This is a genomic window from Paraconexibacter antarcticus (genome assembly GCF_024220175.1).
GTDB lineage: Bacteria > Actinomycetota > Thermoleophilia > Solirubrobacterales > Solirubrobacteraceae > Paraconexibacter > Paraconexibacter antarcticus.
On record NZ_CP098502.1, the window covers coordinates 1533307 to 1553775 of the forward strand.

The 20469-nt window shown below is 75.4% G+C and carries 21 protein-coding genes; 10 read left to right on the forward strand and 11 right to left on the reverse strand.

Annotation, left to right across the window (positions count from 1 at the left end):
- The first annotated feature begins 232 nt into the window (after window positions 1-232).
- Window positions 233-649, forward strand: coding sequence for a pyridoxamine 5'-phosphate oxidase family protein (locus NBH00_RS07655; protein WP_254572747.1), 417 nt, complete (start codon window positions 233-235; stop codon window positions 647-649).
- Window positions 650-803: 154 nt separating this feature from the next.
- On the opposite strand, the gene NBH00_RS07660 is transcribed toward NBH00_RS07655, so the two are convergent.
- Entirely contained in the window at window positions 804-2255 is a 1452-nt protein-coding gene (locus tag NBH00_RS07660) for an MFS transporter (RefSeq protein ID WP_254572748.1), read from the reverse strand.
- Between the two features lie 132 nt (window positions 2256-2387).
- Here NBH00_RS07660 and NBH00_RS07665 point away from each other — a divergent pair, with 132 nt between their 5' ends.
- Window positions 2388-2969, forward strand: a complete 582-nt coding sequence (locus tag NBH00_RS07665; RefSeq protein WP_254572749.1) for a TetR/AcrR family transcriptional regulator — start codon at window positions 2388-2390, stop codon at window positions 2967-2969.
- A gap of 28 nt (window positions 2970-2997) precedes the next feature.
- Here NBH00_RS07665 and NBH00_RS07670 read toward each other — a convergent pair whose 3' ends face one another.
- Window positions 2998-3963 (reverse strand): TIGR03557 family F420-dependent LLM class oxidoreductase, encoded by a 966-nt coding sequence (locus NBH00_RS07670; protein ID WP_254572750.1) that lies wholly within the window; start codon window positions 3961-3963, stop codon window positions 2998-3000.
- A gap of 131 nt (window positions 3964-4094) precedes the next feature.
- Here NBH00_RS07670 and fdh point away from each other — a divergent pair, with 131 nt between their 5' ends.
- Genes fdh through nrfD form a run of 3 tightly spaced genes read left to right on the forward strand, consistent with a single transcriptional unit; the run spans window position 4095 to window position 9120 of the window.
- Entirely contained in the window at window positions 4095-7319 is a 3225-nt protein-coding gene (gene fdh, locus NBH00_RS07675) for a formate dehydrogenase (RefSeq protein ID WP_254572751.1), read from the forward strand.
- A gap of 32 nt (window positions 7320-7351) precedes the next feature.
- The gene (locus NBH00_RS07680; RefSeq protein ID WP_367401306.1) at window positions 7352-8197 is read left to right on the forward strand and encodes a 4Fe-4S dicluster domain-containing protein; all 846 of its coding nucleotides are present in this window, start codon (window positions 7352-7354) and stop codon (window positions 8195-8197) included.
- On the forward strand, window positions 8194-9120 hold the full coding sequence (gene nrfD / locus NBH00_RS07685; protein WP_254572753.1) for an NrfD/PsrC family molybdoenzyme membrane anchor subunit: 927 nt from the start codon (window positions 8194-8196) through the stop codon (window positions 9118-9120). The genes NBH00_RS07680 and nrfD overlap by 4 nt, the downstream gene beginning before the upstream one ends.
- 85 nt (window positions 9121-9205) lie before the next feature.
- Here the strand turns inward: nrfD and NBH00_RS07690 are convergent, their stop codons facing one another.
- The 3 genes from NBH00_RS07690 to NBH00_RS07700 form a co-directional block, all read right to left on the reverse strand.
- Window positions 9206-10066 (reverse strand): MBL fold metallo-hydrolase, encoded by an 861-nt coding sequence (locus NBH00_RS07690; RefSeq protein ID WP_254572754.1) that lies wholly within the window; start codon window positions 10064-10066, stop codon window positions 9206-9208.
- A gap of 64 nt (window positions 10067-10130) precedes the next feature.
- Window positions 10131-11642 (reverse strand): phytoene desaturase family protein, encoded by a 1512-nt coding sequence (locus NBH00_RS07695; RefSeq protein ID WP_254572755.1) that lies wholly within the window; start codon window positions 11640-11642, stop codon window positions 10131-10133.
- Window positions 11643-11663: 21 nt separating this feature from the next.
- A complete protein-coding gene (locus NBH00_RS07700) occupies window positions 11664-12125 on the reverse strand; it encodes an SRPBCC family protein (protein ID WP_254572756.1) in 462 nt (153 codons plus the stop codon).
- A gap of 113 nt (window positions 12126-12238) precedes the next feature.
- Between NBH00_RS07700 and NBH00_RS07705 the strand changes: the two genes are divergently transcribed.
- Window positions 12239-12451, forward strand: a complete 213-nt coding sequence (locus NBH00_RS07705; RefSeq protein WP_254572757.1) for a hypothetical protein — start codon at window positions 12239-12241, stop codon at window positions 12449-12451.
- Between the two features lie 37 nt (window positions 12452-12488).
- Here the strand turns inward: NBH00_RS07705 and NBH00_RS07710 are convergent, their stop codons facing one another.
- Genes NBH00_RS07710 through NBH00_RS07735 form a run of 6 tightly spaced genes read right to left on the reverse strand, consistent with a single transcriptional unit; the run spans window position 12489 to window position 16994 of the window.
- Entirely contained in the window at window positions 12489-13166 is a 678-nt protein-coding gene (locus NBH00_RS07710; RefSeq protein ID WP_254572758.1) for an HAD family hydrolase, read from the reverse strand.
- Window positions 13156-13932 carry a glycosyltransferase family 2 protein gene (locus NBH00_RS07715; RefSeq protein WP_254572759.1) on the reverse strand — a complete coding sequence of 259 codons (777 nt, stop codon included), beginning with the start codon at window positions 13930-13932 and terminating at the stop codon, window positions 13156-13158. Before NBH00_RS07715 ends, NBH00_RS07710 begins: the two co-directional genes overlap by 11 nt.
- Entirely contained in the window at window positions 13929-14495 is a 567-nt protein-coding gene (locus NBH00_RS07720; RefSeq protein WP_254572760.1) for a methyltransferase, read from the reverse strand. The genes NBH00_RS07715 and NBH00_RS07720 overlap by 4 nt, the downstream gene beginning before the upstream one ends.
- Window positions 14492-15583: an acyl-CoA dehydrogenase family protein gene (locus tag NBH00_RS07725; protein WP_254572761.1), complete on the reverse strand. Its 1092-nt coding sequence runs from the start codon at window positions 15581-15583 to the stop codon at window positions 14492-14494. The genes NBH00_RS07720 and NBH00_RS07725 overlap by 4 nt, the downstream gene beginning before the upstream one ends.
- Window positions 15580-16176: a polysaccharide deacetylase family protein gene (locus NBH00_RS07730; protein ID WP_254572762.1), complete on the reverse strand. Its 597-nt coding sequence runs from the start codon at window positions 16174-16176 to the stop codon at window positions 15580-15582. Before NBH00_RS07730 ends, NBH00_RS07725 begins: the two co-directional genes overlap by 4 nt.
- On the reverse strand, window positions 16173-16994 hold the full coding sequence (locus tag NBH00_RS07735; RefSeq protein ID WP_254572763.1) for a glucosyl-3-phosphoglycerate synthase: 822 nt from the start codon (window positions 16992-16994) through the stop codon (window positions 16173-16175). The genes NBH00_RS07730 and NBH00_RS07735 overlap by 4 nt, the downstream gene beginning before the upstream one ends.
- 120 nt (window positions 16995-17114) lie before the next feature.
- Here NBH00_RS07735 and NBH00_RS07740 point away from each other — a divergent pair, with 120 nt between their 5' ends.
- The 4 genes from NBH00_RS07740 (at window position 17115) to ku (ending at window position 20469) form a co-directional block, all read left to right on the forward strand.
- Window positions 17115-17510 carry a hypothetical protein gene (locus NBH00_RS07740; protein WP_254572764.1) on the forward strand — a complete coding sequence of 132 codons (396 nt, stop codon included), beginning with the start codon at window positions 17115-17117 and terminating at the stop codon, window positions 17508-17510.
- A 32-nt stretch (window positions 17511-17542) separates the two neighbouring features.
- Entirely contained in the window at window positions 17543-18718 is a 1176-nt protein-coding gene (locus NBH00_RS07745; RefSeq protein ID WP_254572765.1) for an NAD(P)/FAD-dependent oxidoreductase, read from the forward strand.
- An 87-nt stretch (window positions 18719-18805) separates the two neighbouring features.
- On the forward strand, window positions 18806-19495 hold the full coding sequence (locus NBH00_RS07750) for a DUF892 family protein (protein ID WP_254572766.1): 690 nt from the start codon (window positions 18806-18808) through the stop codon (window positions 19493-19495).
- 68 nt (window positions 19496-19563) lie between these two features.
- The gene (gene ku / locus NBH00_RS07755) at window positions 19564-20469 is read left to right on the forward strand and encodes a non-homologous end joining protein Ku (RefSeq protein ID WP_254572767.1); all 906 of its coding nucleotides are present in this window, start codon (window positions 19564-19566) and stop codon (window positions 20467-20469) included.

The window sequence follows — 20469 nt, forward strand, 5'->3', positions numbered from 1 at the left end:
CCGGACCCGAAGCCCGGGCTTCTGCGGATGCCGGGCCGCTGCGCGCGCCGGAAGCTTGACCTGCGGGCGAGCTCGCCCGCCGACCTCGACCGACGGAGGAGACATGGACAAGCACAACGGCATCGCGCACCCGGGTGACTGGATCGAGATCCACGGGCACGCCACGGGCCAGCCGCCGCGACGGTGGCGGCGGCGGGAGACTACGGACCTGGCACGTGCGAGAGTGCAGCGGGTGACGAGCCGCCGCGCCCCCGCCGACCTCACCCCCGAGGGGCTCGCGTTCCTCTCCGACCGGCACCTCGCGACGCTCACGACGCTGCGCGCCGACGGCACGCCGCACGTGACGCCGGTCGGCTTCACGTGGGACGCCGAGGCGGGCCTCGCCCGCGTCATCTGCAGCGGGACGAGCCAGAAGGCGCGCAACGCCGCGGGCCGTGGCCGCGCCGCGCTGTGCCAGGTCGACGGGCGGCGCTGGCTCACGCTCGAAGGGGCGGTGCGGGTGAGCCAGGACCCGGGACGGGTGGCGGACGCCGTCGCGCGCTACGCGGAGCGCTACCAGGCGCCGCGCGAGAACCCGGCGCGGGTCGTCCTCGAGGTCACGGTCGAGCGGCTGCTCGGGACGCCGGCCCTCGTGGCCCGGCACGACTGAGGCGTCGACGGCGCGAGGACCGGAGCGGGCGCCCGGCGCCGGGCGGCGGAGATGTCGCGGAGGTAGGCGGTGACCGTGCCCTCCGCCGCCCGGTGGGCGGCGGAGGCGGCCCGGCGGCGGGCCGTGGTGGATGGGGTGCTGCGGGTGACGGGGGTCATGCGGTCCCCAGGGATCGGGCGATGTCGTTGCGGACGACGGGCCGGGGGCGGAGCAGGGCGGTGGCGAGGACGGCACCGCCGGCGGTGATGGCCGCGGCGACGAGGAAGGCCAGGTGGTAGCCCGAGACGAGCGCGGGCGCCGTGGCGTGACCGGTCTCGACGAGGCCCTTCGTGTGGTTGTCGGCGAGCGTGCTCAGCACCGCCACGCCGAAGGCGCCGGCGAGCTGCTGGCTCACGTTCGCCAGGCCGGAGCCGAGCCCGGCGTCCTCCCTCGGCACCTCGGCCATCGCGAGCGACAGCAGCGGCTGGAAGGCGCTGCCGATGCCGAGCCCGATGGCGAAGCAGGCGAAGAAGATCGTCGGGAAGAACGCCGTCTGCTCACCGGCGGTGCTGAACAGCAGCAGGCCGGCGCTCGCGCTGGCCATGCCGGCGACGAGGACGCGCTGCGGCCCGAAGCGGGCGACCGTCCGCGTCGTGACGCCGCGCGAGAGCACGGCGACGGTCAGGGTCCAGGGCAGGAACGCCGCCCCGGTCTCGATCGCGCTCAGGCCGCGCACCCGCTCGAGGTACAGCGTCCCGAGGAAGAAGGTGCTGTACATGCCGGTGACGAGCAGCGCCCGCACCGTGTTGGCCCGGACGAGGCCGGGAACGGACAGGATGCGCAAGGGCATGATCGGCGCCGCGACGCGCCGCTCGACGGACACGAACGCGGTCATGAGCGCGACGGAGACGGCCCCGAGGACGAGCACCGGCTCGGACAGCCAGCCGTGGGTGCTGACCTGGACGATCGCGTAGATGCCGACCATGAGCGAGCTCGTGACGAGGGCCGCGCCGGTCCAGTCGACGTGGTGGCCGAAGCCGAGCCCGTGGTCGGCGGGGACGAAGCGGCGGCCGAGCAGCACGGTCGCGATGCCGATCGGCACGTTGATGAAGAACACCCAGTGCCAGCTGAGCGCCTCGGTGAGGAGGCCGCCGGCGAGCAGGCCGAGCGAGCCGCCGGCGACGGAGACGAACACGTACGCGCTCATCGCGCGGGCCTGCTCGGCGCCCGCGGAGAAGTTCGTCACGATGATCGCGAGGATGACCGACGCCTGGGCGGCGGCGCCGATGCCCTGCAGGAAGCGGGCGGCGACGAGGACGCCGCCGGACGGCGCCAGCCCGCAGAGCACGGACGCGACGGTGAAGACCGTGACGCCGCCGAGGAAGATCGCCCGGCGCCCGGCGAGGTCTCCGAGCCGGCCCGCGAGGAGCAGGAGGCTGCCGAAGCTGACGAGGAAGGCGTTGACGACCCAGGTGAGACCCGAGTCGGAGAACCCGAGGTCGTCCTGGATGGTGGGGAGCGCGACGTTCACGATGGTGGCGTCGAGCACGATCATGAGCTGCGCGAGGCAGACGACGAACAGCATCGCCCACGGACGGCTCGGTGTGGGTGAGGTGGAACTGGTCACGGGAATTCCAGACGACTTGAGATTGATACGGGAGGAGCTAAACTGGAGGACGCCTCCAATACATATGGAGGCTGCCTCCGCTTCCTTCCGGAACTATACGGAGGCGCCCTCCGGTTTGTCAACACCTGTCCCATGAGCACGGCCGACGCGATCCCCACCGACCTCCTGAAGCGCCCGAAGCGCGCCGACGCGCTGCGCAACTACGAGAAGGTCCTCGCGGCCGCGCGCGAGGCCTTCGCCGAGGGTGGCGAGGCGACGGCGCTCGAGGAGATCGCCCGCCGCGCCGGGGTCGGCATCGGCACGCTGTACCGCAACTTCCCGAACCGGCAGGCGCTCCTCGAGGCGCTCTACCTCGGGGAGGTCGAGCAGCTGTGCCGCTCGACGGAGGAGTTCGCCGGGGCCGAGCCGTGGGAGGCGCTCACCGGCTGGATCGGCCGCCTCGTCGCCTACATCGGGACCAAGCGTGCGCTCGCCGCCGAGCTCATGAACTACCTCGACACCGACGCCGCGCTCTTCGCGACGAGCCGCGAGTGCCTGTGGAGCGCCGGCGAGCCGCTGCTCGTGCGGGCCCAGGAGGCGGGCGTCGTCCGCCGCGACATCACCATCGGCGAGCTCATCCAGCTCGTCGTCGGGATCGTGAAGATCGCGACCGCCCCCGAGCAGGTCGACCGCCTCCTCGGCGTCGCGCTCGACGGCCTGCGCTACCAGGGCTGACCGGCGGCGGCCGCAGCCGCCGCCACCGTCACAGCGAGCGCAGCGCCGGCAGCAGCTCCGCCTGCGCCCAGTCGGTGAACGCCTCCTGGTGCTCGCCGCCGATCTGCACGAGCGCGATCTCGTCGAAGCCCGCCTCGACGAAGGGGCGGACCGCCTCGACGTGCGCCTCGACGTCGGGACCGCAGGAGATGCCGTCCGCGACGTCCTCCGGCGTGACGAACTGCGTGGCGGCGGCGAATCCGCTCGGCCCGGGCAGGTCGGCGTTCACCTTCCAGCCGAGGCCGAACCATCGGAACTGCTCGTGGGCGCGGCGGACCGCCTCCTCGCGGTCCGGGTCGTAGCTGATCGCGACCTGTCCGACGCGCGGCTTCCCCGCGCCGCCCGCGGCGTCGAACGCCTCACCGAGCTCGGCCTTCGGCTCGACCGCGACCATGAGGTCCGCGTGCTCGCCGGCCAGGCGGCAGGAGTCGGGCCCGGACACGGCGATCCCGACGTCGACCGGTGCCTTCGGCGGGTCCCAGAGCTTCGCCGTCTCGACGTCGAAGTGCTTGCCGCGGTGGTTCACCGTCTCGCCCGCGAGCAGCGGCCGGATGATCTGCACCGCCTCGGCGAGCAGCTCGTGGCGCTCGCCCGCCATCGGCCAGCGCTGCCCGACGACGTGCTCGTTGAGGTTCTCGCCCGCGCCGAGCCCGAGGCGGAAGCGGCCGCCGGAGAGCAGTGACACCGTCGCGGCCTTCTGCGCGATGACCGCCGGGTGGTAGCGCAGGGTCGGGCAGGTGACGTACGTCATGAGCGGGATGCGCTCCGTCGCCCACGCCGCCGCGCCGAGCACCGCCCACGCGTAGGGGGAGTGGCCCTGCTCCTCGAGCCACGGCTGGTAGTGATCGCTGATGACGGAGAAGTCGAAGCCGGCCGCCTCCGCACGGACGAGGTCCCGGACGAGCGCGTCGGGCGGCGCCTGCTCGCACATCATCGTGTAGCCGATCCTGGTCATGGGGCGGGGGTCTGCCCGGACGCCGCCGCGGGCACACGCGACCCGCGCGGGTGGGCGCACGTCCCGTGAGAAACACCTTAGGCGCGCGACCCGCAGGATTGGCCGGGAACCGTGCCGGGCAGGAGTCGCCCATGGCGAAACGCGCGCAGGTCACGGACTGGCCGCTGCTGCGGCAGCTCCGGGGCAAGGACCACCTCGGCCGCGGGGCCGCCGTGAAGTCCCGCGTGAGCAAGGAGCTGCAGCCGCGGACCGTCACCGCCGACCGGATCGTGAAGTCCGTCTGCCCGTACTGCGCGGTCGGCTGCGCGCAGAACGTCTACGTGAAGGACGAGCAGGTCGTGCAGATCGAGGGGGATCCCGACGCGCCGCACAGCCGCGGCCGGCTGTGTCCCAAGGGCTCGGCGACGCTGCAGCTCACGACGGGCGACGCGCGCGAGCAGCACGTCCTCTATCGCGCGCCGTACGCCGCCGACTGGGAGCGCCTCGACCTCGAGACCGCGATGGAGATGGTGACCGAGCGGATCATCGCGACCCGCGAGGCCGGCTGGGAGGACGAGCACGAGGGCAAGAAGACCCGCCGCTGCACGAACATCGCCGCGCTCGGCGGGGCGACGCTCGACAACGAGGAGAACTACCTCATCAAGAAGCTCTTCACGGGGCTGGGGATCACGCAGATCGAGAACCAGGCGCGGGTCTGCCACAGCTCGACCGTCGTCGGCCTCGGCACGTCGTTCGGGCGCGGCGCGTCGAGCACGCTCCCGGGTGACCTGCAGCACTCCGACCTCATCGTGCTCGAGGGCTCGAACATGGCGGAGGCGCATCCGGTTGCCTTCCAGTGGGTCATGGAGGCGAAGGCGCGCGGCGCGACCATCGTCCACATCGACCCGCACTACAGCCGCACGAGCGCCCTCGCCGACCTCTTCGTCCCGCTCCGCGCGGGCACCGACATCGCCTTCCTCGGCGGCATCATCAACCACGTCCTGCAGACCGAGTCGGACTTCCGCGAGTACGTCCTCGCCTACACGAACGCGCCGACGATCATCGGCGAGGACTTCGACGAGGCCGGCGCCGACGGCCTCTTCTCCGGCTACGACCCGGAGAAGATGAAGTACGACCCGGCGAGCTGGCAGTACGAGGGGGCGTTCGTCGCCGCCGCCTCCGGCCAGCGCGACCAGCTCACCGAACTGGAGGGCGTCGGGCACGAGGGCGCCGGGCAGGAGACCGAAGGCGCCCGCGGCGAGCCGACGCTCGACGAGACCCTGCAGCACCCGCGCTGCGTCTGGCAGATCCTCAAGCGCCACTACGCCTCCTACACGCCCGAGATGGTCGAGCGGGTCTGCGGCGTCCCGCCCGAGGTCTTCGCCCGGGTCTGCGAGCTGTTCGTGGAGAACTCCGGGCGCGAGCGGACGGCGGCGTTCGTGCACGGCGTCGGCTGGACGCAGCACACGACGGGCTCGCAGTACATCCGCGCGGCGTCGATCCTGCAGCTGCTGCTCGGCAACATGGGGCGCCCGGGCGGCGGCGTCATGGCGATGCGCGGGCACGCGTCGATCCAGGGCTCGAGCGACATCCCGACGCTCTTCGACACGCTCCCGGGCTACATCCCGATGCCCCACGCGCACGGGCACGAGACGCTCGACCGGTTCATCGCCGCCGACGCGCCCGACAAGGGCTTCTGGGGCAACATGCGCGCCTACACCGTCAGCCTGCTGAAGGCGTGGTGGGGCGACTCGGCGAACGCGGAGAACGACTACCGCTTCGACTACCTCCCGCGGCTCACCGGCAACGAGAGCACGTACGACACGGTCATGGCGCAGGTCCGCGGCGAGGTGAAGGGCTACTTCCTCCTCGGGCAGAACCCGGCGGTCGGGTCGGCGAACGCGCGGATGCAGCGGCTCGGGATGTCGAAGCTCGACTGGCTCGTCGTCCGGGACTTCTCGCTCATCGAGAGCGCGACGTGGTGGAAGGACGGCCCCGAGATCGAGTCGGGCGAGCTGCGCACGGAGGATGTCGCGACCGAGGTCTTCTTCTTCCCCGCCGCCGCCCACATCGAGAAGAACGGCACCTTCACGAACACGCAGCGGATGGTGCAGTGGCACCACCAGGCGCAGGAGCCGAAGGCCGACCAGCGCAGCGAGCTGTGGTTCATGTACCACCTCGGCCGCCGGCTGCGCGAGCGGCTCGCGGACTCCGGGCAGGCGCGCGACCGGCCGCTGCTCGAGCTCACCTGGGAGTACCCGACCGAGGGCCCGTTCGACGAGCCGAGCGCCGAAGCGGTCCTCGCCGAGATCAGCGGCCGCGGCGCGGACGGCACGCAGCTCTCGTCGTACACGGAGCTGAAGGACGACGGCACGACGGCGAGCGGCTGCTGGATCTACTGCGGCGCGTACGCGGACGGCGTGAACCAGACGGCGCGCCGCCGGCCTCGCGGTGAGCAGAGCTGGCTCGGCGAGGACTGGGCGTGGGCGTGGCCCGCGAACCGGCGCATCCTCTACAACCGCGCCTCCGCCGACCCCGAGGGGCGCCCGTGGAGCGAGCGCAAGAAGCTCGTCTGGTGGGACGCGGAGGCCGGGAAGTGGACCGGCTACGACGTGCCCGACTTCCAGGCCGACAAGCCGCCGTCCTACCGGCCGCCGGAGGGCGCCACCGGCCCGGACGCGATCGCGGGCGACGACCCGTTCATCATGCAGGCCGACGGGCGCGGCTGGCTCTTCGCGCCGGCCGGCGTGGGGGACGGGCCGCTGCCGACCCACTACGAGGCGCAGGACTCTCCGGTCCGCAACCGGCTGCACCGCCACCAGCGCAACCCGGCGCGGCAGCTCTACGAACACGAGGACAACCGCTACCACCCGGCGCCCGACGAGCCCGGCGCGGACGCCTACCCGTTCGTCCTCACGACCTACCGGCTCACCGAGCACTTCACCGCCGGCGGCATGTCGCGCTGGACGCCGTACCTCGCCGAGCTGCAGCCCGAGCTCTTCTGCGAGGTGTCGCCGGAGCTCGCCGCCGAGCGGGCGCTGGAGCACGCGGGCTGGGCGACGCTCACGACCGCCCGCGGCGTCATCGAGGCGCGCGTCATGGTCACCGACCGGATGACGCCGCTGCGCGTCGACGGGCGCATCGTCCACCAGATCGGCATGCCCTACCACTGGGGCCCGAACGGCTACGCGCGGGGGGACGCGATGAACGAGCTGTCGGCCATCGCGCTCGACCCGAGCTCCCACATCCAGGAGGTGAAGGCGTTGACCGTCGACATCCGGCCGGGGCGCCGCCCGCGCGGCGCCGCCCGAACGCAGCACGTCCGCGACCACCGTGACGCCGCCGGCGTCACCGCGCGCTCGGGGACGGACGGATGAGCGCCTCCGGCGAGGGGATCCTCAACGTCATGATGCGCGGCGGCGACCCGGCGACGGAGGCCGGGTGGGAGGACGCCCCGCCGCGGATGGGCTTCTTCACCGACACGTCGATCTGCATCGGGTGCAAGGCCTGCGAGGTCGCCTGCAAGGAGTGGAACGAGGTGCCCGAGGACGGGCTCGACTGGCTCGGCTCCTCGCACGACAACACCCGCCATCTCGGCGCGGACACCTGGCGCCACGTCGCGTTCGTCGAGCAGCGCGTCGCCGCGCCGCGCGAGGACGAGCAGATCGGCCGCGGGGCGGACGAGGGCTTCCGCTGGCTCATGGCCTCCGACGTGTGCAAGCACTGCACGCACGCGGCGTGCCTCGACGTCTGCCCGACGGGCGCGATCTTCCGCACGGAGTTCGGGACCGTCGTCGTCCAGGACGACATCTGCAACGGCTGTGGCTACTGCGTCCCGGCGTGCCCCTACGGCGTGCTCGACAAGCGCGAGTCCGACGGCGGCATCCACAAGTGCACCCTCTGCTACGACCGCCTCGGCGCCGGGCAGGAGCCGGCGTGCGCGAAGGCCTGCCCGACCGAGTCGATCCAGTTCGGCCCGCTCGAGGAGCTGCGCGAGCGCGCGGCCGGCCGCGTCGAGCTGCTCCACGAGGCCGGCGTCACCGAGGCGCGGCTGTACGGCGAGGATCCGGCGGACGGCGTCGGCGGGGACGGCGCGTTCTTCCTCCTCCTCGACGAGCCCGAGGTCTACGGCATGCCGCCGGACCCGGTCGTCACGACGCGCGACCTGCCCGCGATGTGGAACCGCGTCGCCGTGGCGGCGGGCGCGCTGCTCGTCGGCGCGGCGCTCTGCTTCGGCGGGGGGGACCGGTCGTGAAGCGCCCGCAGGAGTATCCGAGCTCGTACTACGGGCGGCCGATCATCAACGCCCCGACGTGGAAGGAGCTCGACGTCGCGGGGTACCTCTTCCTCGGCGGCCTTGCGGGCGCGTCGTCGATCCTCGCCGCGGGCGCGAGCGTCACCGGCCGCCCGGCGGTCGAGCGGCGCTCGGGCGCCTGCGCGACGACGGCGATCACGCTGTCGCTCGTCGCGCTCGTCCACGACCTCGGCCGGCCCAAGCGCTTCCTCCACATGCTGCGGGTCGCGAAGCCCAGCTCGCCGATGAGCGTCGGCGTCTGGCTGCTGTCGGCGTACGCGCCGCTCGCGATCGCGGCCACGGCGAGTGACGTGACCGGCGTCGCGCGACCGCTCGGGCGGGCGAGCGGCCTCGGGGCCGCCGGGCTCGGCGCGGGCGTGTGCACCTACACCGCGGCACTCATCGCGAACACCGCCGTCCCCGCCTGGCACGACGGGCACCGGGAGCTGCCGTTCCTCTTCGCGGGGTCGGCGGCGAGTGCGGCGGGCGGCTTCGCCCTTATGACCGCGCCGCTGGCGCAGACCGGTCCGGCGCGGCGGCTCGCGGTCGCGGGCGCGGTCGCGGAGCTCGCCTCCGAGCGCCTCATGGAGCGGCGGCTCGGCATGGTCGCCGAGACGCTCCACACCGGGAAGGCCGGTCGTCGCCTGAAGGCCGCCAAGGCGCTGGCGGCGGGCGGCGCGATCGTCGCCGGGACGCTCGGCGGGCGCAGCCGCACGGCGGCCGTCGTCGGCGGCGCGGCCCTCGTCGCGGGGTCGGCGCTCACGCGCTTCGGGATCTTCGCCGCCGGGATGACCTCGGCCGAGGACCCCCGCTACACCGTCGAGCCGCAGCGCGCGCGGAAGGCCGCGCGCGAGGCCGCCACGGCCGGCGTCCGCGCCGACTGACAGCTGACGCAGGACCCCGCTGCGTCAGCTGTCAGTCGGCGACGTTTTCGGGGCAGGGGCTCGGGCGGCGAGCTCGGGGCAGGGCTCAGGCGGCGGGCTCGTGCGGGAAGCGGGTGACGAGCGGGCCGCCGTCGTCGCCGAGCGCGCCGGAGCCGACGAGCTGCCGCAGGACCTCCGCGGCGAGCGCCCCGGCGCCGAGGCCGAGGACCGCGCCGAAGTCCGCGAGCATCGGGACGGCGGCGAGCAGCTCCGTCGCCCCCGCGAGGTCCGGGCGCGGGTCCTCGAGCGAGAGGCGCCCGGCGGCGATCCGGCGCGCCGCGTGCCACGCCTGGCGGTCGGGGTGCTCGCGCCACTGCTCGTACCGCGCGATCGTCGCCGCCACCGCCCGGGGGACGTCTGTCACGTCCGGGCCGTGCCCGGGGATCCCGCGGACCGGGCGCAGGGCGGCGAGCCGCCCGATCGCCGCGATCGCGGCGTCGATGACGCCGTCGTCCGGCGGCAGCCAGGCGACATCGTCGCGCTGCAGCAGATCACCGGTCAGGACGGTCCGCTCGGCGGGGACCCAGTAGGCGACGTGGCCGGGCGTCTGGCTCGGGACGCCGACGACCTCGATCCCGCCCGGGAGCGTGTCGCCGTCCTCCAGGACGCGGTCGACGGTGAACGGCGTCAGCGGCTGGTGCAGGCGGGCGGCGTCCCGCGCGAGCGTCGCGAGGTCGGCGCGGTGGAGCGCGATCGGCGCGCCGAGCCGGTCGCGCAGCTCCGCGGCCCCGCCCGCGTGGTCGAGGTGCCCGTGGGTCAGCGCGATGAGCTCCACCGGGCGCCCGGCGAGGAAGCGCTCGACGCGGTCGGCGTTGTCGCTCACGCCGCCGCCCGTGTCGACGAGGACCGTCCCGACGAGCGCGAGGTTGGCGGCCGGCGAGGCGCGCGCGAGGACGTCGATCGGCACCGCCGGATCCTAGGCGGCGGCCGCCGGCCGGCGCGGCGCGGGCGTGACCCCTCGCCGGCAAGGGTCAGCGCCTGTCGTGCCGCAGCGCCGAACGCGCCGCGGCGTCGCCGGGCACGCCGTGCACGGCGCCGCCGGGGAAGGTCGCGGCGCTGCCGAGGTACAGGCCGTCGAGCGGCGTGCGGTACGGGTCGAGCTTCGGGAGCGGGCGGAAGACGAGCTGGCGCAGGCGGTAGCTGCCGCCGCCGATGTCGCCCCTGACGAGGTTCGCGTCGCGGGCCTCGAGGTCCGCGGGGCCCATGACGTGCCGGGCGAGGATCCGCTCGCGGAAGCCGGGCGCGAAGCGCTCGACCTGGGCCTCGACGCGGTCGACGTGGGCGGCCCGCGGGCCGGCGGGGTCCAGGAGATCGGCGGGCGCGTGGGTGTACGCCCAGGCCGTGTGGCATCCCGCCGGTGCGCGCGAGGGGTCGGCGAGGCTCTGCTGCCCGAGGAGCACGAACGGGCGATCGGGGAGGTGCTCCTCGCTCGTCTTCACCGCGTCGAGGAACGCCGTCTCGCCGCCGACGACGTGGACCGTCCCGGCCTGCCGGACGTCGGCGTTCGTCCAGGGGATCGGGCCGTCGAGCGCCCAGTCGACCTTGATCGTGCCCTGGCCGATGCGGAAGTGGCGCAGGCCCGCGGCGTACCAGCCGCCGAGTGCGTCGCCCGCGAGGTCGAGGAGCGCCCCGGGCAGGACGGTGGCGACGACGGTCCGCGCCGCGACGTGCTCGCCGCCGGCCACCCGGACCCCGGTGACGTGACCGTGGGCGGACGTGACGGCCGTCGCGCGGGCGTCGCAGCGGACCTCGCCGCCGAGCGCCTCGAGGTGGGCGACGAGCGCGGCCGCGATGGCGCCGGCCCCGCCGCGGGGGCTCGGCCAGCCGACGGCGTGACCGAGGAGCGTGAGGTAGAACGCGGCGATCGCGCTGCCGGGGGAGTGGGGCGGGGTGTCGCCGTGCATCGCCGGGCCGTAGAACCACGCCCGCGTGCGCTCGTCGTGGAAGAGCCGGCGGGCGAGGCGCGTCGCGGGGGCGGGCAGGCCGGCCGCGAAGGCGAGCGTCCGGAGGGGGCCGGCGTCACGGAGCAGCTCGAGGGGGCCGCGCACCGGGGGGAAGCCGGCGAGCATCGTGTGGCGGACGGCGTCGGAGGCCTCCAGGTACGGCGCGGCGAAGCCGGCCCAGCGCTCGCCGTCGCCGGCGTGCAGCGCGTCGAGGCCGGAGGCGGTGCGGTGCAGGTCGCGGTACAGGAGGGCGGCGCTGCCGTCGGGGAACGGATGGGCCATGCACGCCTCGGGGTGGACCCACTCCAGGCCGTACCGGTCGAGCGGCAGCCGGCGGATGACCGGCGAGGCGACCGCCGCCGGGTACACCGACGAGAACGTGTCGTGGTGGAAGCCGGGAAGGGTCAGCTCCTCCGTGCGGACCGCGCCGCCGGGGCGATCCGACGCCTCGAGCACGACGACGTCGCGCCCCGCCTCGGCGAGGCGGATCGCGGCGGCGAGGCCGTTCGGCCCGCTGCCGATGACGACTGCGTCGGGCATGTGTCGCGCGGGGCCGGGCGATCAGGCCGCCGCGGCGTCTTCCATGCTCGGACCGCGGCCCTCGGCGAGCTCGCGCAGGCGGCGCAGCGACTCGGCGTTGCGCCCGCGGACGAGCAGGTGGGTCAGCGGGTTGAAGACGAGCGCGGTGAGGCGGTCGGCTGCGTCCTCGACCATGATCACCCGCGTCCCCCCGTCGTCGGGGCGAAGCTCGATGACGACCTTCGCGGTCCCGAGCGGTCGGGCCTTCGCCCGCAGCTCCAGGCGGCGCGGCGGGTCGGACACCTCGACGCGGGTGTGGTCGGCGACCTTGAACGGGCCGAAGCCGACCTTGTGGTGGAATCGCGTCCCGACCGCCGGGAACCCCGGCTCGATCTCGCGGATCTCACTGGACCCGACGACCCAGTGGCCGTAGCTGCGGCCGTCGGCGAGGACGGCGAAGACGCGTTCGGGGGTGGCGTCGATGTGGATCTCGTTGCGCGACATGGTGACCGTGTGCCCGGTCCGGTGAGTGCGAACCGCGACAGCCGCTCGCGTTCGCCGCGCGGGACGCCGGGTATCCGCTGCGGCGTCGTCATCACCCAGCCCGGAGCCCCGCCATGTACCACCAGCCGCTGCCTCGTCCCGCCCTTCACGCCGTCCGCCTCCTGCTCGCCGACCGGGGCCGTGACGGCGCGCGCACGGAGAGCGGCGGGAAGGTGCGCACCCCGGCCGCCGCGGTCGAGCGGGACCCCGGCCCGGAGGTCGACAGCGCCCGGCGCGCCCTCTGGCAGAAGCGGCTCAGCGAGTTCACGCGCGGCCGGGACAGCTGAGCCGCGGGGCGGCGGCCGCGGCCGGAGGGGCCCCGCCTCAGCGGCCGGCGCCGAGCGGTGTGTCGTCGAGCGCCGCCGCGAGCTCCGGGATCGAGTCGAAGACGCACACCGCGCCGGCCTCGGTGAGTTCGTCCCGGGCGAAGCCGCCGGTGCGGACCGCGATCGCCGGCACGCCGGCCCGCGCCGCGGCCTCGACGTCCCACGGGGTGTCGCCCACCATCACCGCGGCATCGCCGTCGACCTGCTCCAGCGCGGCGGCGACGAGGTCGGGGTGGGGCTTGGTCCGCTCGACGTCGGCGGACGTCGTCCAGCCGTCGATCCGCGGGCGGGCGTCGAGGAGGTCGAGGTAGTGGTCGACCTCCGGGGCCTTCGCCGAGCTCGCGAGGACGATCGCGTGGCCGCGACGGCGGAGCACGTCGATGAGGTCGCTCGCGCCCTCGAGCGGCGCCACGGTCGGCATCGCGGCGAGGTACAGCGCCGCCTCCGCCGCACGGACCGCGTCCCCGTGGGCCGCGTCGAACGCGGCGTCGGTGAGGGCGGCCACGAGCTGGTCGCCACCCATCCCGATGTGCCGGTGCACCCGCCACACGGGGAGGTGCACACCGTGCTGGCGGAAGGCCTCGTACCAGGCGAGCGCGTGCTGGTAGTTCGTGTCGATGAGCGTGCCGTCGATGTCGAGGATCGCGGCGGGCGGGGGCTTCGGGTCACGCGGCACGGGCGGCTCCGGGGTCGGGGGCGTCGGGGGCGGGGAGCGGGAGGGCGTCGCCGCGGGCGGCGGCCTCCCAGGCGGCGAGCGCGTCCGCGAGCCCGCGGCGGGCGCGGCCGTCGACCCGGGCGGAGGTGCTCACGCGGACGGCCTCGAGGTAGCGGATCGGGATGCCCGCGGCGCGGAGCGCGCGCTCGAGGGCCTCGTCCTCCAGGGTCTCCACGTCCGGGAGGCCGCCGACGCGGTCGTACGCGGTCGCGGTGAGCGCGAGCGACGCGCCGCTGAAGTGGTGGTGCTCGGCGTCGGGAGCGAACCGCCGCACGGTTGCGAGGCGGCCGACGGCGGCGGCGCGACGGGCCGCGACGACGCCCGGGGCGAGCCCGGCGGCCTCCGCGTCGTCGAGGAGGATACGCCCGCCGACGGCCTGCGCGCCCGTCGCGAACGCGGAGCGGTGCGCCGCGAGCCAGTCGGGCGCGACGCGGGTGTCCGCGTCCGTCGAGAGCAGGACGCCGCCCGGGCCGACGAGCTCGCGCGCGAGCGCCAGCCCGCGCCGCCGGGCCGGCCCGGGCCCCGCGCCCGGCCCCGTGAGGGCGTGGACGCGCAGGGCGGCGGGCGCCCGCGCGACGACGTCCGCGGTCCGGTCGCGGCACGCGTCGAGCACGACGACGACGTCCAGGCCGTCCGTCCGCGCCTCGGGCTGGGCGGCGAGCGCGGCGAGGCAGGCGCCAATGCGGGCCTCCTCGTCGCGGGCCGGGACGACGACGCAGGCCCTCACGCGCGCACCAGCCGGTCGAGGCGGTAGCCGTCGTGGCGCTCCTCGTGGTCGAGCCGCAGCGCGGCACGCGAGCGCAGCCGGTCGTGGACCTCGTCGGCGTGCAGCGGATGCGACGGCGCGTGCCCGGTCCAGTGGACGGCGAGCAGGACGCCGCCGGGCGCGAGCGCCGCCTCGAGTCCGTCGAGCGTCCGCGCGAGCGCAGGACCGTCGAGGTAGTAGAGGACCTCGGAGGCGACGACGAGGTCGAACGGTCCGGCGGGCAGCTCGTCGGGCAGGACGGCCCGGCGGACCTCGACGCCGGGCGTGCCGGCGAGCCGCGCCCGCGCGGCGGCGACGGCAGTGGGCGCCGCGTCGCAGGCGACGAGCGCGTCGCAGTGCGGGGCGAGCGCGGCGGTGAGGACCCCGATCGAGCAACCGAGCTCGAGCGCCCGCCGGGCGCGCGCCCCGCCGAGCGCCGCGACCGTGCGCGCGTACTTCGCCCGCTCGTACGGGTCGTCGGTGAAGCCCCACGGGTCGGGGTCGGCGCGGTACAGCGCCTCGAAGTGCGCGGCCGGGACGCTCACGCGGGAGGGTCCGCGTCCAGCGTGCGCCGGCCGAGCGCCGTCAGGGGCGGCTCGAGGCGGTGCTGGAGGAGGTAGGTGAGCAGGTCGCGGCGGGCGCGCTCGATGCGGCCGCCGGTCGCGAACGGGCGCGCGCCGAGGACGCGGGAGGACTCGTCGAGGATCGCCCGCACGGCGGCGGCGATCTCGCTGCGGGCCAGGAGGGTCGTGTCCGCGAGGTCGGTCGCGCGGGTCTCGACGGCCTCGGCCGCGGCGGCGAGCCACAGGTCGGTGGCGCGCCGGGCGGCGAGCAGCCGCGCGACCGCGAGCTCCTCGACCGGGCCGGCGCCGCCCTTGGCGCGGAGCACGGCGAGTGTCCCGTCGACGACGGCGTCGGCGCCGCCGGCCCAGCCCGCGGCGGTCCGCAGGCCGTCCTGGGCGAACCAAGGCTGGGCCATCAGGGCGGCGGGCGCGTCCGCCGTCCACAGGACGGGAGCGCCGTCGAAGCAGACGCGGTGCGAGGCGCTGCCCCGCATCCCCTCGCCGCCGTACCACGCCCGGTCGACGGTCGTGCCCGCCGTGAGGTCGACGTAGGCGAGGCGCACGGGCCGCTCGTCCCCGGGGCCGCGCGCGAGGACGAAGGCGCGCTGCAGGCCGCCCGCGCCGGAGCAGAACGTCTTTACGCCGTCGAGGACGGGGGCACCGGCGCGCAGCCGCGCGGGCTCGCCCTCACCCGGGCCGGGGTCCGCGCCCCACACCCCGACCCGCACGCGCCCGTCGCGGACGGCGGCGAGCTCGGGGCCCGCGACGGCGGGGTCGACCTGGACGAGCAGGCGCTGCACGCCGTTGAGGTGGCCGTCGAGCAGGCGCCCGAGGCTCACGTCGGCCCGGCCCGCGGCGCGGACGGCCGCGAGCTCGTCGGCGACCGGGACGCCGTCGGTGCTGAAGCCCGCGAGGCCGGCGGCGTCCAGCAGGGCCCACGCCGCCTCGGGGAACGCGCCGTCCCGCGCGGCGTCGTGGGCGTCCATCGCGAGGGCGAGCGCCTCGACGAGGGCGGGGTCGGGGTCGGATCCGGGTCCGGCGAGGGGCGGCGGCATGTCGGTGAGGCTCATGGTGTCGCGACCGCGCCGGAGGTCAAGGGCTCACAGCGCAGCCCGCGGTCCGCGGCGAGCGCGGCGAGCGGCCCGATCACCGCGACGGTGTTCGCGCAGCCCGTGCGGGTCGCGCCCGGGCCGAGCCCGTCGTGGGCGAGGACGACCGCGCCGTCGCAGATCGCGTCCTCCACGCGCCGGAGCATCGTGTCGGGAGCGTGGCCGGCCCAGTCCTCGGTGTCGGCGGTCCAGTGGACGAGCCGCAGGCCGTGCGCGCGGGCGACGGCCTCCGAGGCGGGGGTGGTGATGCCCCACGGCGCCCGCCACAGCCGCGGCCGCACGCCGAGCTCGTCGAGCCGCGCCAGGGCCGTCACGGTGTCGGCCGCGAGCTGGTCCTCACGCAGCTCGGTGTGCCGCACGTGGCGGTCGCAGTGCAGCTCGACCGTGTGCCCGGCGCGGTGCATGCGCTCGAGCAGCGCCGGGTGCGCGGCGGCGCGCGGCGCGATGACGAAGAACGTGGCCCGGGCCCCGGCCGCGTCGAGGGCGTCGAGGACCGCCGGCGTCCAGACCGGGTCGGGCCCGTCGTCGAAGGTCAGCGTGACGGCGGGGGTCATGCGGCCACCTCGGCGGTCGCGAGCGCGGCCATCGGCGGTCGCATCGGCGCGGCCGCCGCGCCCTCGCCGGCGGCGCGGTCGAGGATCGCGTCCGTCACGGCGCAGGCCATGACGTGCAGCGCGTCGAGCGGCTGGTGGCGGTTGCGGCGGACGCCGAGGTCCCCCTGGGCGAGGGCGTCGGCGCCGCACGTCCGCCAGGCGTCGATGAGCAGCCCGACGTCGACGGCGTAGTCGAGGTGGAAGGGCAGCGCGCACAGCAGGTCGCGGTCGACGGCGATCTCCCCGGCGAGCGGCTGGCGGATGGCCGCGAGCTCCGGGAAGCAGCGCCGCAGGAGCGGGCGCGCGGTGAGCTCGGTCACGCGGCCCCCGCCGTGCGGCGTGACGTGGCCGCCGGCGCCGGTGAACGGGCGCCGGTAGCGGCCCTTGACGAAGCGGACGCGAGCATCATGCTGCATCGGCGCGAGCAGCCCGGTCACGAGCCGCGGCGCCGGATCGGTGGTGTCCGCGTCGACGAAGACGACGATGTCCCCGGCCAGCACCGAGAGCGCGCGCCACATGGCGTCGCCCTTGCCCGCCACGGGGCCGTACTCGGGCATGAGCTCGGACTGGCGGTGGACCCGGGCGCCCGCCCGGGCGGCGAGCGACGCGGTGCCGTCGCTCGACTCGTCGACGACGACGACCTCGTCGACGACGCCGGCGTCCCGCAGGTCCACGCACATCCGGACCATCGCCGTGATCGTCGGCGCTTCGTCCCGCGCAGGCAGGCAGACGGAGACGGTGCGGCGCGGGCGGGAAGGGGTCCGGAGGGCTTCGTGCATGGCAGGCCCGGGCTACCCGGCGGCGTCACCCACAAACGCGCGAGGGGCGGGCGGGGACGGCCATGTGGCGGACGCGCCCGGAACGTTTCCGGCCGCGCCCACCCGGCAATGACGGACGCCATGGACGACGCGGCGATCGAGGCGGCAGGGCGGATGACCGAGGCATTGGAGACCCTCGAACGGGCCCGCGGGCACCTCTACGACTTCCATCAGCTCGTGGGCTCCGCGGACCTCGGCCTCGACGACGTGATCGAGGCCCTGCGCACGGCGGGCCGCGACGACCTCGCCGACGCCGTGCAGACCGACCTCGTCGGCCGCAACGTCATCGAGGGCCGCTGGACCTTCCAGCTCGTGGAGGAGTTCGACGACGGCTACTACGCGACGTTCCGCGACCACGAGCGGCGCGTGCGGGACGCGCTCACCGACGGGCGCCGCCACGAGCACGAGGCCCGCATGAAGGAGGACCGCCGCACCCACGGCCGTCCCGGCCACGAGCAGGGGCCGCACGACGGGTAGTACCGCGGCGGGGCGCCGGGCACCCGGCCCCCATGGACGCGATCGAGACCGAGCTGGCGATCATCGGCGGCGGACCCGCCGGGATGGCCTGCGCCCGCGCCTACCGGGCCGCCGGCGGCGAGGGGCCCGTGATGCTCATCAGCGCGGAGGGTCGCGCGCCCTACCGCCGCCCGCCGCTGTCGAAGGAGCTGCTGCGGGGGGACGTCGACGCCGGCGAGCTCCCGCTCGAGCCGCCGGCTTGGTGGGCCGAGCACGACGTGGCGCTCGTCACCGGGAGGGCGCGCCACCTGCGCGCGGTCCATCGCACGATCGTCCTCGACGACGGGCGCGAGGTCGGCTACCGCTGCTGCCTGCTCGCGACCGGCGCGCGGCCGGTCCGCCTCCCGGTCCCGGGCGCCCACGACCCCGGCGTCCTCTCCCTGCGCACGCTCGACGACGCCCGCGAGCTGCTGGCCCGTCTGCGGCCGGGCGGCCCCGTCGTCGTCGTCGGCTCGGGCTTCGTCGGCTGCGAGCTGGCCGCGTCGCTGGCCCGGCGCGGGCAGGCGGTGACACTCGTCTCCGACGAGACGCTGCCGCAGGGCGCGCGTCTCGGCCCCGAGGTCGGCCGCCGGCTGGCGGCCTGGCTCGGCGAGGAGGGGGTGCGCCTCGTCCTCGGGACGGCCGTCGACGCGATCCGCCGGGACGGGCCGGCGCTCGTCGTGCGGGCGGGCGACGCGAGCGCCCGGGGCGACCTCGTCGTCGTGGCCGCGGGGGCGACCCCGCGTGCCGAGCTCGCGCGCGACGCGGCCCTCGGCCTGGACGGCGGCCGCGTCCCGGCGGACGCGCGGATGCGCACCGCGATGCCCGGGCTGCTCGTGGCGGGTGACGTGGCCGCGGCCCGGCACGCCGTGGCGGGCCGCGTCCTCCCCGTCGAGCACTGGGGCGACGCGCTCGCCCAGGGGGAGATCGCGGGGCGCGTGGCCGCCGAGGACGACGAGGCGCGCTGGGACACCGTCCCCGGCTTCTGGTCGACGATCGGCAACCGGACGCTGAAGCACGCCGCGTGGGGCGACGGGCACGACGCCTGCGAGCTCGAGGCGCACCCCGGCGGCGCGTTCGTCGCGCGCTACACCCGGGAAGGGCGGCTCGTCGGCATCCTGACCCACGAGCGCGACGAGGACCTGGAGGCGGGGCGCAGGCGCATCGGGGCCGACGCGCGCGCGACGTGACCCGCGGACGGCAGGGTCCCGTTTGCCGTCCCGGCTTCCGGGCAGGCGGTACCGGGACCGTCCCCGTCCGAAGGAGCACGAAACCGCATGGCCAAGAGCACCACCCCCATCCGTGACGCGGTCCTCGTCAAGTACCTCAACGAGGCGTACGGCAAGGAGGAGCAGCTCCAGACGGCCCTCAAGGCGCAGATCGCGCTCGCGCAGCGGCCGACGCTCAAGCGCGCGCTCACCGACCACCTGAAGGTGACGAAGGCGCAGAGCCGGGCGCTCAAGGCCCGGATCAAGGCGCTCGGCGGCACCGCCGTCAGCGGTCCCGACCTTCCCGGGCCCGACGCCGTCTCCGACGTCGCGACGACGGCGGCCGCCGTCGCGAACAAGGCGATCGCCACCGCCAAGGGCCCGCTGCAGGCCCTGCGCGGCACGAGCCCCGGTGACAACCAGCTTCGGAACGTCCGCGACTGCTTCTGGAACGAGGCCGAGGAGATCGCGCACTACAACGTCATCGAGGCGGCCGCCGAGGCGCTCGGCGACAAGGAGACCGCGCAGCTCGCCCGCCGCCACCGGCGCGAGGAGGAGAAGATGCAGAACTTCCTCGCCCGCGAGATCCCGAAGATCGTCAAGGACGTCATGAAGGACGAGGTCCCGAAGGAGGAGCGTGCCACGCCGGCCCGCCGCCGGACGACGACGAGCCGCACCTCGTCCGCGACGAAGAAGAGCACGACGTCCGGACGCAGCACCTCCACGCCGGCGCGCCGCCGCGCGAAGGCCGCGGCCTGAACGACCGGCCGGAATCGTCACCTCGTCCGGGCGGTGTGAAGCGCGGCCGCCCGGGCACAACGAGCACCATGCCCCGCTCGCTCATGAACGCCGCCGTCGTATTCGGCGACGTCGCCGTCGCCGTGAAGCTCCACACCGCCACGACCTCCGAGCGCGTCCACTTCCACGAGGTGCACGCGAAGGACGGCGCCCGCATCGAGCACCGGCGCTTCTGCACCGAGGAGGACAAGGAGGTCCCCTACGAGGAGGTCGTCAGGGGGCACGAGATCCGCGACGGCGAGTACGCGGTCCTCACGCCGGAGCAGCTCGCCGCCGCCACGCCGGACGGCGACCGGACGATCCGCATCGAGGCGTTCGTCCCCGCCGCCGACATCGACCCGATCCTTCGCGACAAGGCCTACCACCTCGGCGCGGGCGACGACGCAGGCGCGGCCTACCGGCTGCTGCACGACGCGCTCGTGAAGACCGGCCGCGCCGGGATCGCCTTCTTCGTCTTCCACGACCGCGAGCGGCTCGCCGCCGTCCTCCCGCATGACGGCGTCCTCGTGCTGCAGACGCTCCGCCCCGCCGACACCGTCGTCGACCTCGACGAGCTGCGGCCCGACGAGGGCAAGGACGCGCCGCGGGCCCCCACGGCGAAGGAGCGGAAGATGGCGGGTCAGCTCATCGACGCCCTCCACGAGCCCTTCCGTCCCGAGGACCACGAGGACGAGCACCGCGCGCTCGTCATGAAGCTCATCGAGGCGAAGGCCGCCGGCGAGGAGATCGAGGTGCCGGAGGCCGAGGACGTGGAGACCCCGGACGACCTCGCCGCGGCGCTCGAGGCGAGCCTCGCCGACCGCGGGCACGGGGGGCGCCGCCGCCGGGCCGCCCCGAAGGCCGCCGCCAAGCCGAGCGGCTCCGGCCGCCGCAGCCCGGCCCGCGCGAAGCGGAAGACACCGGCGAAGACGAAGACGAAGAAGAAGCAGGGCTGA